Source organism: Clostridiales bacterium (genome assembly GCA_017961515.1).
Lineage (GTDB): Bacteria > Bacillota > Clostridia > Acetivibrionales > RGIG10202 > RGIG10202.
Genome location: JAGCXC010000013.1, coordinates 1 through 13601, shown reverse-complemented (window position 1 = coordinate 13601; position 13601 = coordinate 1). Strand labels below are relative to the sequence as shown.

General features: G+C 35.2%; 14 protein-coding genes. 1 reads left to right on the top strand and 13 read right to left on the bottom strand.

The window, feature by feature from the left end; translation table 11 throughout:
* Positions 1–11: 11 nt before the first annotated feature.
* The 13 genes from folE to J6Y29_00450 form a co-directional block, all read right to left on the bottom strand.
* The gene (gene folE / locus J6Y29_00510; protein MBP5426374.1) at positions 12–569 is read right to left on the bottom strand and encodes a GTP cyclohydrolase I FolE; all 558 of its coding nucleotides are present in this window, start codon (positions 567–569) and stop codon (positions 12–14) included.
* Between the two features lie 5 nt (positions 570–574).
* Positions 575–1516 carry a transketolase family protein gene (locus tag J6Y29_00505; GenBank protein ID MBP5426373.1) on the bottom strand — a complete coding sequence of 314 codons (942 nt, stop codon included), beginning with the start codon at positions 1514–1516 and terminating at the stop codon, positions 575–577.
* 2 nt (positions 1517–1518) lie between these two features.
* Positions 1519–2361, bottom strand: coding sequence for a transketolase (locus tag J6Y29_00500; GenBank protein MBP5426372.1), 843 nt, complete (start codon positions 2359–2361; stop codon positions 1519–1521).
* A 14-nt stretch (positions 2362–2375) separates the two neighbouring features.
* Positions 2376–3524 (bottom strand): UDP-N-acetylglucosamine 2-epimerase (non-hydrolyzing), encoded by a 1149-nt coding sequence (gene wecB, locus J6Y29_00495; protein ID MBP5426371.1) that lies wholly within the window; start codon positions 3522–3524, stop codon positions 2376–2378.
* 77 nt (positions 3525–3601) lie between these two features.
* Positions 3602–4681, bottom strand: a complete 1080-nt coding sequence (locus J6Y29_00490; GenBank protein ID MBP5426370.1) for an undecaprenyl/decaprenyl-phosphate alpha-N-acetylglucosaminyl 1-phosphate transferase — start codon at positions 4679–4681, stop codon at positions 3602–3604.
* Positions 4682–4695: 14 nt separating this feature from the next.
* Positions 4696–5136, bottom strand: coding sequence for a cytidine/deoxycytidylate deaminase family protein (locus tag J6Y29_00485; protein MBP5426369.1), 441 nt, complete (start codon positions 5134–5136; stop codon positions 4696–4698).
* Between the two features lie 20 nt (positions 5137–5156).
* Positions 5157–5786, bottom strand: a complete 630-nt coding sequence (gene upp / locus J6Y29_00480; GenBank protein ID MBP5426368.1) for a uracil phosphoribosyltransferase — start codon at positions 5784–5786, stop codon at positions 5157–5159.
* 13 nt (positions 5787–5799) lie between these two features.
* On the bottom strand, positions 5800–6246 hold the full coding sequence (gene rpiB / locus J6Y29_00475; GenBank protein MBP5426367.1) for a ribose 5-phosphate isomerase B: 447 nt from the start codon (positions 6244–6246) through the stop codon (positions 5800–5802).
* 4 nt (positions 6247–6250) lie between these two features.
* Entirely contained in the window at positions 6251–6658 is a 408-nt protein-coding gene (locus tag J6Y29_00470) for a low molecular weight protein arginine phosphatase (protein ID MBP5426366.1), read from the bottom strand.
* A gap of 51 nt (positions 6659–6709) precedes the next feature.
* The gene (locus J6Y29_00465; GenBank protein ID MBP5426365.1) at positions 6710–7771 is read right to left on the bottom strand and encodes a threonylcarbamoyl-AMP synthase; all 1062 of its coding nucleotides are present in this window, start codon (positions 7769–7771) and stop codon (positions 6710–6712) included.
* 19 nt (positions 7772–7790) lie between these two features.
* On the bottom strand, positions 7791–8867 hold the full coding sequence (gene prfA / locus J6Y29_00460) for a peptide chain release factor 1 (protein ID MBP5426364.1): 1077 nt from the start codon (positions 8865–8867) through the stop codon (positions 7791–7793).
* Positions 8868–8895: 28 nt separating this feature from the next.
* A complete protein-coding gene (locus tag J6Y29_00455) occupies positions 8896–10101 on the bottom strand; it encodes a beta-hexosaminidase (protein MBP5426363.1) in 1206 nt (401 codons plus the stop codon).
* A 20-nt stretch (positions 10102–10121) separates the two neighbouring features.
* Positions 10122–10808, bottom strand: coding sequence for a Bax inhibitor-1/YccA family protein (locus J6Y29_00450; protein ID MBP5426362.1), 687 nt, complete (start codon positions 10806–10808; stop codon positions 10122–10124).
* A 422-nt stretch (positions 10809–11230) separates the two neighbouring features.
* On the opposite strand from J6Y29_00450, the gene J6Y29_00445 reads away from it, so the two are divergent.
* Positions 11231–13372, top strand: coding sequence for a hypothetical protein (locus J6Y29_00445; protein MBP5426361.1), 2142 nt, complete (start codon positions 11231–11233; stop codon positions 13370–13372).
* Positions 13373–13601 lie beyond the last annotated feature (229 nt).

Below are 13601 nucleotides of genomic sequence, written 5' to 3'. Positions count from 1 at the left end.
TGCAACATTGTTTATTTAACTAATTTTAATATCTCCTGTCTTAACGCTAAATCCTCCTTTAAAATCCCTGTCGTCTTTATCGTTACGGTTTTAGATCCAACTTTTTTTATTCCTCTCATAGTCATGCACATATGTTCTGCCTCTATTAAAACCAATACCCCAAGCGGATTTATTGTATCTTGTATTACATCTAACACCTCTTTTGTTAATCTTTCTTGTAGTTGTAATTTATTTGATATACACTCAACCATTCGCGCAATCTTACTAAGCCCTAAAATTTTACCATCTCTTGGTATGTATGCTACATGGGCGTGCCCAACAAAGGGCAATATATGGTGTTCGCACATGGAATGTATTGGTATATCCTTCACAACAACAGGCTCATCTGCCCCCTCTTCATAAAATATTTTTGCCAAAGTTTTAGCATTCTTATCTATTCCAGAAAAAATTTCTTCATACATTCTGGCAACTCTATCAGGAGTCTCTCTAATGCCTTCCCTGTCAGGATCTTCTCCTATAGCTATTAAAATTTCTCTAACTGCTTTTTTAACTCTATCTTTATCTATCATTTAAATCACCTTTTCATTTTCAAAATTTGCTTAACCTTTTCTATAATATTTTCTTTGGTTAACCCGTATTTTTCTAGAAGCTCTTGTGGTTTACCTGATTTTCCAAACTTATCTTCTACTCCAACCATTTTTATTGGTACTGGGCAATTATTAGATGTAACTTTTGCTACAAGGCTACCAAGTCCTCCTAACACATTATGTTCCTCCGCTGTAACTATAGCACCTGTCTCTCGAGCAGCTTTTATTATTATGTCTTCATCTATTGGTTTTAAAGTATGTATGTTAATCACTCTAGCTGATATATTTTGTTCTTTAAGCTCCCTTGCCGCAAGTATCGCTTGACTTGTCATAAGCCCTGTACTTATGATAGTTACCATATCCCCATCTATTAGTGTAACTCCCTTTCCTAACTCAAACTTATACTTATTCTCATCCACTACTTTAGGTACACCTAGTCTACCCAATCTCAAATACACTGGACCATTGTGCTCTATTGCAGCTTTAACCGCATACCTTGTTTCAATTTCATCACATGGCGATATCACTGTCATATTGGGAATCACTGTCATTAATGCTATATCCTCTATTGCCTGATGGCTTGCTCCATCTTCCCCAACTGAAATTCCTGCATGACTTGCTCCTATTTTTACATTAAGATTTGGATACGCTATGGAATTTCTTATTTGCTCATATGCTCTACCCGCTGCAAATATCGCAAATGTACTCACAAAAACTATTTTACCACACGTAGACAATCCTGCTGCATATGACATCATATTCGCTTCCGCTATACCCATATTAAAAAATCTATCTGGATATTCATTTTTGAATAAATCCGTCTTAGTCGATTTTGATAAGTCCGCATCTAAAACTACTATTCTTTCATCTTTACCAAACTCAAGTAATGCCTTACCGTATGCTTCCCTTGTTGCTATATCTTTTCCCATAACTATTCCTCCAATGAAGATAAAATTTTATCTAATTCCTTAATCGCAATGTCCCTTTGTTCCAAACTTGGTGCTTTACCATGCCAACCTACTTGGTCCTCCATAAATGATACTCCTTTACCTTTTATAGTTTTTGCAACTATAACTGTAGGACATCCCTTAACCTTTTTAGCTTGATTTATTGCATCATCTATCTCTTCTATATCATTACCATCTATCTCTATCACATTTTGTCCAAACGCTTTAAGTTTATCTACTATAGGATATGGAGACATAACCTCATCTATCCTACCATCTATTTGCAATCCATTATTATCTAAAAAAATCGTTAAATTATCTAACTTATAATGTGCTGCTGACATTAATGCTTCCCACACTTGTCCTTCTTCAATTTCTCCATCTCCTAAAATTGCAAACACCCTATAATCTTTTTTATCTATTTTCCCTGCTAAAGCCATACCACATGCTACGGATATCCCCTGACCTAATGATCCTGTAGACATATCCACTCCTGGAACATAATTCATATTAGGATGACCTTCTAAATTACTTTGTGTCTTTCTAAAAGTCTTTAGATCATCTATATCAAAAAAACCTCTTTGGGCTAATGTTGAATACAGGCCAGGAGAACAGTGCCCTTTTGACAGCACAAATCTATCCCTATCAACCCATTTAGGCTCTTTCTCTTTTATCCTCATGTGTTTAAAATACAAAACTGTCAATATGTCTGTGCAAGACAACGATCCTCCCGGATGACCAGAATTCGCGTAATATACAGTGTCAACTATGTTTTTCCTGATATTGGCTGCTATGGTCTTTAACCTTTTTAATTCATTCTTATCCATTTCAAAAGTCCTCCTTAAACATTGAATTCAGTTGGTCGCTTAGAACTATTGTCAAAGTAGTACTCTATAGCCTCTATTATCCTCGAAGATGCAAAACCATCTCCGTACGGATTAACTGACTTGGCCATATCCTGATACTTTTTATCATCATCTAGTAATTCTTTCGTCATGTTATAAACATTCTCTTTAGAATTACCTGCAAGTTTTACTGTTCCAGCGGTAATTGCCTCTGGCCTTTCTGTCTCATTACGTAGGACTAACACAGGTTTTCCAAGCGATGGTGCCTCTTCTTGTAATCCTCCTGAATCCGTCAAAACCAAATACGACCTACTCATTAAATTATGCATATCACATACATCTAATGGATCTACTAAATGCACATTACTACATCCTCCTAAAACTTCTCTCGACGTCTTTTGCACTAGTGGATTTAAATGCACGGGATATACTATTTCTATATTTTTATAATTATTTGCTATATTCTTTAATCCTTCACATATATCTCTTAGGGGCTTCCCTAAATTCTCTCTTCTATGCGCTGTAACACATAACACTCTTTTTGTAAAATCTACTTCGCAAAGCTTTTTATTCTTAAATTTATAATCCTTAGATACCGTAGTTTTTAATGCATCTATAACTGTATTCCCTGTCACAAATATATCTTTTCTATTTATTCCCTCCGCAAGTAAATTATTTACATTATATTGTGTTGGGCAAAAATGCAAGTCAGCCAACGATCCAGTTAATTTTCTATTCATCTCCTCTGGATATGGAAAATATTTATCAAAAGTTCTAAGTCCCGCTTCAACGTGTCCAACTTTTATCTTCTGATAAAATGCTGCCAGTGCACCAACAAATGTTGTGGATGTGTCTCCATGCACCAATACCATATCTGGATTAGCATCTCTATATACAGTAGATAATCCTTTTAGTGATCCTACAACTATGTCTACTAGTGTTTGTTCCTTTTTCATTATATTAAGATCATATTCCGGTTTAATTGCAAATATATCTAATACCTGATCTAACATTTCTCTATGCTGGGCTGTAACGCAAGTAACTGTCTCTATATTTTTATTCTTTTTAAGTTCTTTTACCAGTGGTACCATTTTTATAGCCTCTGGCCTAGTTCCAAAAACAGTCATTATTTTTATCTTTTTCATAATATTAATTCGCACTAAATGGTCCCTACCATTATTTAGTAAGAACCGTGCTGTCCTCCTTTATCATATTAATTTTGTCATTTCTTGTCGTTATGCCTTATTTTCAAAACATCCGCTACTAGCTTTGACACTGCCAATAATATCACTAAAAAAATTACGACTGCAATTAATATACTTATATGTCTTATTTCTGTTATCCAAATCGCGCTTACACCCAGCACTGCACTCATTAGATACATTAACAATACTACCTGCCTTTGTGACAACCCCCTATCCATAAGTTTATGATGGATGTGCCCTCTATCTGCTTCCATAATTGGCCTTCCACTAAAAAGCCTTCTTAATATAGCAAACGTTGTATCAAACAACGGCACCCCCAAAATTAATACGGGTATAACTATTGATATTGCTGTATACGCTTTCAACCTACCACTTACTGATATAATTGCAAGAGTAAATCCTAAAAACGTTGATCCTGTGTCCCCCATAAATATCTTTGCAGGATTAAAATTATACGGTAAAAATCCTAAAACAGCTCCTGCCATAACTATTGCCATCATACTAGTTCTGGCATCCCTCAATATCATAGACACAAAAAATATAGATATATATGATATTGTAGATACTCCAGCAGCTAGTCCATCTAAGCCATCTATCAAGTTTATTGCATTAGTAATTCCCACTATCCAAACTGTTGTAACCAAACAAGATACATAATAGTTTAAAATTAAAACTCCACTTTCTGAAAATGGATTCGATATGGCCCGTACTCTAACATCTGACAAAAGCACAACCATTAATGCCGCAATCACTTGAAAAAATAACTTTAATTTTGCACCTTTAGGCTTGATGTCATCAAGTATACCCATAATAACTACAATACTACATCCTAACACTATGCCCCATGCTTTATTTCCTATATCAAAACTCCATAATATACTACTTTTATCAAATCCTATATTTATTAATAAAGTAATTACTATACTTATTATTATTGCAAGCCCACCTATTCTCGCCATAGGCTTTTTATGCACCCGTCTCTCGTCCTTTGGTATATCTACCGCACCTATACTAAACGCAATCTTTCTCACCCACGGTGTCACAAAAAAAGACACCAAAAACGCCAATACACATGATATACAACTTTCTCTACTCATAATGATCGTCCTCTTTACTCATATTTTACTACCCTAACACCTGATTCTTTCAACATCTGCATTGCTAATTCATCAGGATACTCTCCCTTAAAGACAATCTTCTTTATGCCTGAGTTGATTATCATCTTGGCACACAATGAACATGGCTGGTGACTTATATACATTGTCGAACCCCATATGCTTGTCCCCGACATTGCCGCTTGTACTATAGCATTTTGTTCTGCGTGTATCGCTCTACATAATTCATGCCTCTCTCCCGACGGTACGCCGTACTCTTCTCTTAGACATCCTACTTCTGCACAATGTCCTATACCAACAGGAGCTCCATTATACCCTGTTGCAAGTATTCGTTTTTCCTTTACTATAACAGCCCCTACCTGTCTTCTAAGGCATGTAGATCTTGTTTTTACTAATTCTACTATATCCATAAAATATTCATTCCAGCCTGGTCTCATAATTTACATCCTTTTCTATTTTATTTTGTCCCAAACAGTCTATCTCCAGCATCTCCCAATCCTGGCACTATGTAGCCATGTTCATTTAAACTATGATCAACTGCAGCACAATATATCTCAACATCTGGATGTTCCTTATTTACTGCATCTATACCTTGATCTGACGCTAGTATACACATCAACTTTATATTTTTTACGCCATTCTTTTTTATAACTGAAATAGCTGCTGATGCAGATCCTCCTGTTGCAAGCATTGGATCTAACACTATAATATCCCTTTCATCTGCATATACCGGTAACTTACAATAATATTCCACCGGCTTTAACGTTTCTGGATCCCTGTATAATCCTATATGGCCCACCTTAGCCATTGGCATTATTCTAAGTATCCCTTCCATCATGCCTAGCCCCGCTCTTAGTATAGGTACAATACCCACATTTCTTCCTGCCAAAACTTTTGTCCTTGCAACACCTATTGGCGTAGTTACCTCTACTTCCTCAAGAGGCATATCTCTTGTAACCTCATAACCCATAAGCATTGCTATCTCAGATACCAACTCTCTAAACTCTTTTGTATCTGTGTTCTTATCTCTTAGCATAGATACCTTATGCTGAATCAATGGATGATCAAATATAAAAGCCTTCTCCATTTTATCTTCCTCCTTACCTCAATTGTTCATTCTCTATGTCTCTTATTTTGTCTATTCTTCTTTTGTGCCTACCACCTTCAAATTCCGTACTAAGCCACGTTTCCACTATATCTAGTGCCACACCTACCCCCGTAACTCTTTGACCTAACGCTAACACATTAGAATCATTATGCATTCTTGTCATCTTAGCCATGTACGAATTAGTACACAAAGATGCTCTTATCCCATTCACTTTATTCGCCGCTATGGATATACCTATACCTGTCCCACAAATAACTATCCCTCTATCACATTCTTTTGAAGCAACTGCTTTAGCTACTTTTTTACCATAATCACTGTAATCAACCGACTCGCTACTGTTTGTTCCATAATCTATATACGCTATACCTTTCTGTTCAAAGTGCTTTATAATCTCATCCTTTAATGGCAAACCTGCATGATCCGACCCTATAGCTATCATTCTATTAATCCCCTCCTTGCTTATAATGTCTCTCTAGAAAAATATCTATACTGTCTTTTATCTTTTTAGCACATATTTTATAAACATCATATGTACCACCATACGGATCTACTATATCATTATCTTCACTTAATGTAAATACCTTATTTTCATATTCTTTATATAATGACAAAATAATTTTCTTGTGTAACTTTGTCATAACTAAAACCACATCCGCCACACGTAAATCTTCCTCTTGAAGTTGACGAGACACATGATCACCTATATCTATCCCCCACTCATCTTTTAATACTGAAACTGCATTAATACTTGCCTTACTTATACCATCAGCAAACACTCCAGCAGACGATACACTAAACTCATTCAATCTACCGTTTTTGCTCAAAACGTATCTTAATATACCCTCTGCCATGCAACTTCTACACGTATTCCCTGTACATACAAACAATATATTTTTCACGTCTCACACCTCAATTATAGTAAATCCTGACGCTTTAAGCATCCGATTCATTATTGCCATACCAATACCACAAATCTTAATTGCCTCTGCTAATATTATATCTATACCACACTTATCAAACTCTCTTAGTGCATTAAACAATTGCGCTGCTATTGTCTCTGGATTATCTCTATCCCCTAAAACTATCACCTTGGTACAATCATCATTATTATAATACTTTTTTGTTTGATAAGTAGCAAGTATTCCAACCTTTTTCCCACTATTAATGTAGAAATTTTTCTTTTTGTTTATTTCATTGACTATATCTAAAAGATCTCCCTTTATTATTATAACTTGTCCACTAGGTGCATAATGTCTGTACTTCATCCCTGGTGCTTTTGGTCTCTCATCTTTATCTAATTTACTTATCACTGCCTTGTCTAGCAAAACCTTCCCTATCAAACTCTCTATATCTTCTTTAGTTATTCCTCCAGGCCTTAATATAATTGGGGGCACAACCGTAACATCTATTATCGTTGACTCTACACCCACATCTGCATCATCTGATACTATTATACAATCAACTTTTCCATTTAAATCATCTACAACATGCTTACCAGCAGTAGGACTGGGCTTGCCAGAAATATTTGCACTAGGTGCTGCTATTGGAACACCACATGCCTTTATAAACTCTATCGCAACCCTATTTCTTGGAAATCTAACCCCTACAGTATCAAGCCCCGCTGTTACTATATACGGTATACTTTCTTTTTTCTTCATTATTATGGTTAATGGACCTGGCCAAAAACGATCCATTAGCTTTGTTGCTACTTCTGGCAGTTCTTCTACAATATCGTGAATCACACTTCTATCTGCTATATGAACAATCAACGGATTATCCGATGGTCTACCCTTTGCTTCAAATATTTTTCTTATTGCATCCTCATTGGTTGCATCTGCTCCCAAGCCATATACTGTCTCAGTAGGAAATGCAACCACTCCACCTTTTATTATCTCGTTACTTGCCTCTTTTATCAATTCCTTGTTAATTATTTTTCCACCTATATTTAATATTTTAGTTTCCACCGCAAATTACACTTCCCACTTAAAATTCTCCTTCTCCGTTTTCCAACTTCTTAGCCTGGCTAGTTGTTATTAAAGCATTTACTATTTCTTCAATATCTCCATCGAAAAACTCATCTAACTTGTACAGCGTCAAACCAATCCTATGATCTGTGACTCTACCTTGTGGATAATTGTAAGTCCTTATCCTCTCACTTCTGTCCCCTGTACCTACCTGATTCTTTCTCTCTTTTGCCACCATGGAATCTTGCTCTTCCTGTGCAATCTCATACAATTTAGAACGTAACACCTTCATTGCCTTATCCTTATTCTTGTACTGCGATCTCTCATCCTGACACGACACCACTATACCTGTAGGCAAGTGTGTTATTCGTATTGCTGAATCAGTCTTGTTTATATGCTGACCACCAGCTCCCGATGCTCTATATGTATCGATCCTTAAATCATTCGGATTGATAGTTACATCTACGTCTTCTACCTCTGGCAACACTGCGACTGTTACTGTAGATGTATGTATCCTTCCATTTGCTTCAGTAGTCGGTATTCTTTGAACTCGGTGCACTCCACTCTCAAATTTTAACTTACTATACGCACCTTCTCCTTCAATTAAAAAAACTATCTCTTTAAAACCACCTATCTCGGTTTCATTACTATCCATTATTTCTGTCTTCCATCCGTTCTTCTCTGCATACTTACTATACATTCTAAATAATACTGCCACAAATAATGCTGCCTCTTCTCCTCCTGCACCTGCTCTTATCTCAATAATTACATTTTTATCATCATTGATATCCTTTGGCAACAATAAAACACGTAATTTGTTCTCTAACTCTTCAAATTTCTTTTGCGACTCTTTTAACTCTTCTTCAACTAACTCTTTAAAATCGTTTTCTAATTTATCTTGTAATAAAAGCTTTGCTTCCTTTATGTTATTTGCAACCCCTTTATACTCCCTATACGCTAGAATTAAATCTTCCATATGTGAGTATTCCTTCATAAGCTTTTTATACTTTTCTTGATCGTTTATAACATCAGGCTGCCCCAACATAAGGCTTATTTCTTCATACCTAGCCTCTGCATTTTTAAGTTTATCAAACATTACAAAATACACCTCTTACTTATTTTTTCTAATTAACCATCCCCTGCATAATCTTCCAAGATAAAATCCTTGTCGCTGCTGCATCTATTGCCGATACTGGAATTTCACCATCCTTTACAGCATCAATCACAGATCGTATTTGATCTTTTGCGTTTGAAACTATTATCATATCATTTCCCGCTTTAACTGCTCTAACTGCAAAATCTTTCTTATTCCTAAACATTGCAATATCTGACGCATCCATTGCATCAGCAATTATCACACCTTGATATTCCAAATTATTTCTCAATAACTTATGTACATCCACCGATAAAGATGCAGGATTTTCTTTATCTATTCCTTCAACTATTAAATTCGATACTAAAATACCTGCCGCTCCTTCACTAATACCAGCTCTAAATGGTACCAAATCATTTTTATCAATTGTTGCAAGATCTCTCTTGTCTCTAAACACTAGTGTATCTAATTCTCTATTATTCCCATAGCCTGGGAAATACTTTAATACACTCCCCATTCCGTTGTTTGTCATGGAACTTACAACTGTCTTAACATAAGTTGCTGTACTTGCTGCATCCATCCCAAAACTTCTATCATACATATACGCATACTCATCTGTCGTTACATCACACACAGGCGCAAAATTTAAATTTATCCCCAGCCTTTTTAGTAGCTGGCTTTTCTCTGCTGTATCTAATTCTATTCCTTTAAAACCATCACTTAAGAATATTTCTTGTGGAGATAAAAATGGAAATCCTCTAAACTCTTTGAATGCACTTACTCTTACTACATCCCCACCTTCTTCATCCACGGCAATAAACATTGGCACCTTTGTTGTGTACTGATAGCTTTTCACATCCCCCACAACTCTTTGCCAAGACTTACCTTCGAAATCCTTTTCAGACAAAAGAAATCCACCTGGCAGACAATCTTTTATAAGGGACAACTGATTTTCCTCCGGACACCTAACCAAAAACATCTGACCCACCTTATCATTAAGAGTCATCTTGGACACGATTTCCTTAGCTCTTGCTGTAAATTTAGCAAAAATCCCACCTCTATCCTGCACCTCTTGCACAAACACTTCTTCTAGGTCTTTAACTTCTTCTATTTTCACTAACTTACCCTTATCTTTAGGTGTATTCTCACCAAAATAACCCGATGAATAATACACACTAAACACCAACAAACTTAAAATAATACTTATACCAAAAGTCTTCTTCGCCTCTTTATTCAACGCTATTCACCTCATAAATTCTATTTTTCACTTTTTCCTAAAATTTCCAGTATTCTAATAAACAAATTTACAAACTCCAAATATAAATCTAAGGCTCCCCATAAAACTATTTTATCACTCACGACACCATTATTATCTATATATATGTCCTTTAACCGCTTTACATCATATGCTGTCAACGCTAAAAATACAGCAACACTAATATAAGATAATACCAAGTTTAACCAACCAAATTTCAAAAAGATATTTATAACGGTCACTGCAATAATAGCTATTAAAGTAACTACACTTACAGCTCCTACGCTAGTTAAGTCTTTTTTAGTTGTTGCCCCATAAAACGCCATAACCCCAAAAAACACCGCTGCCGCCAAAAATGATATTGCTATATTCGCTAGACTATACTTATACTGTATAAGAGTCAACGCAGCACCCGTTGAAATAGAGTATATGCTAAACAAGCCAAGTAATTTACCATAACTTATCTTATTGAGCTTTACTACCGCAATAACTATTGCTACTATAATTTGTACAACAACACTGCCAATAACCACACCTACCACTGCTCTTATTGGTAATAGATTGGTTACTATAAATGCTGCAGAAGCACTCATAAACACACCCAAAAACATCCAAGCAAATACTCTAACTAAAAACTTCCCAAATCCTTCTGTTTCAACTACTTCGCACTCTCTTTCTTCATAGAACATAACCATACCTCCTCTACAACTATTATTACAACAATTTCCCCCTGTCTCTGCTTTCTAGGCTAATAATCTGTATTGCAAACCTAAAACCTCAAAGCATACACACTTCTCTTACCAAATTTCCTTATCCGTATTATAGCAACTATTATCTGGTTTGTCAAACCATTAAGATTAATTCACACTATATCTCCTTTAATTAGGATGTGCTCCTCTATAATACTCTTTTTTGTACCATATCCCATACTAAGGCAAAAAAATATTGCATCCGATGTAACTTTTACAATAAATGAAAGGAGAGATGTTTACATGATGAAATATAATTTTGTCGCAACAAAGCAGCGTCATGGGGGGGGGCATGCCGATGCCTAAAGGGCAACAATAAGACCCTAACTCTACTAATGATACTATTGCTTGGCTCTTTTTTTATGCCCTTTTTTAGGTGCAAAGTACACGCAACTTCACCATATACCGAAGGAACATTGGGGATATGTACAATAGCAAATCCTGAGTATAGATCTAACGGTGATGATACAAGCACAGATGCATCAATATATAATAGAGTATATTTTGGATATATACCTAATAATCCAACAGGACGGGCCGTTAATAATACTTGTGACGGAAATAATTCTAGTACTGATCACATCTCTGTAGTTAATCCATATAAAGCTTCAAATAATACAATCGTTCAAAATGTACCAATATATTGGCGTGTATTAAATACTACCGCAAATGACATAAATAAAACAAAAGCATTATTTATGTTGATGGAATATGGATTACCTCAGGATATATCATGGGATATGAGATATTTTTTGAATACAACCAATCCAGGTGGTCAACGATGGACAAGATTTGATGAAAATGGTAATGCCATATCAACAGACAGTTCATTAAGAAAATTTTTACAGGGATCATCATGTACCCTACCATTAACAAATAATGTTATAAATGGTACTGCAATAGATCCTTGTGGAAATAGTGGCACAAGTTTTTATGATGAGTGTTTTGGTATAGCAGAACAAAATGTTATACTTTGGACTATTAATAACGAAAGAGACAATTGGAGTATTAATTCCTATCCCTACAATAATAATAATATATGTGCTATCGCAAAGCCTGCAGCATATGGCCCAAATGACGCCGATAGACCATTAGGTTATATAGATTTGGATAATAATAATTTTAGAGTTGCAGGAGATACCAGTACAAATATAGTTAAGAATCCTAGTTCTAATTTAGCATATATTTATTGTGGATGTAGTTTAAATAGGGAAAAAATATTTTTATTATCAGTGAAAGAATCCTTGGATACTAATTATGGTTTTAGTAACATATATGACTATTATGATACTTGGGATTGCGGTTATCGAACAAGAAGAGATACAAACAGAATTTGCAGGAAATTTTGTGAAACCAGACAAGATAATAACCGTTGGTGGCTTAGATCTGCATTTTCTTATATAACCTCTAGTATGGGTTTTATAAATCAAAGAGGACTTTGCACTGACAATGATAGCAACGTTAATTTTTCTTGCGTGAGGTGTGCTTTGAATGTACCGTTATCCTCCATTTTAATGGTATCAGATGCAAGTTCTACTGGAATAAGTCCTTCAACGAATAGTCCTATTGCTACATTTACTCCAATGCCTGGTACTTCATTGAGTAATACAAATCCGGCTTACCTTGTTCGAACAAAATTTCAGTATTCTACAACTGATAGTGGGATAACAATTTCATCACATGATGGATCTAATGCAGTGGTATCAATTAGTGGGCTTGCGGATCATGCCAAAGGTGCAAAACTTACTATAGTTGATGATACTATGACATTTGATATTGAAGATAAAAACACTCGTCATATAGAGTCAAGTGGTAACCGGAATCTAACAATATCATACAAAAATGCCAAAGCTAAAACCAGTGTAGATAACGGCCAAGCAGGATATATATCTGCCATCATAAAAAATAATACTTCACTTAATGAATCAAGTATATGTGAGGCAAAGCCTCTATATTACGCAAGACTTATACAAAATGACTCTGGTGGAAATGGTAGTGTTACAATGAAAATACCTGATGAATTACCAGATGGTCTCTACACACTTATTGTATATAACGAAATAGAAAGAGGTACGTACAGAACTAACTACGCTAATTATGTTCCATTAATAATTTCAATCTCCGATACAACTGTACCTGCAGTAAATAATATTTATAGAAATAGCGCTAACACAACATTTAAATTTACTGAAATTGATGATATAAATTTGGGCCAAGTTGTTACATCATCTGGAGATACAAAATTATTGTCTGGATCCAACATAACCACAAACATATTAACCAATCAACCCCAAACATCAATAAATGTATATGATGCTTTGGGAAACCTAACCACAAAAACTATCAACGATATGACACTTGATAGTAGACCACCTATCGTACTTAATATAACGTATAAAGGAAATGGCATATATAATATAACCGCAAACGATACTGAATCTGGCATATGGAAGATAACTAGTGGCGATGGCTCGCGTACTTATTGTGACTATAGTAATACCTAGTACATAATATAATTATAATAGCTCGTGGTGAGGTTTTAAGCTTATCATGAGCTATTTTTTATACTAAAATAACTAAAAGAAATATCAAAATATTGCTAATATTTATCTTACTTGACACATAGCATTGAACAATGATATAACTATTACTGTGAGGGATGCTATTTTCCTTACGATGTTGTTTTTAGTGAATTTATGTTGAAAATTGAAAAAATATGGCATAATTTATGTT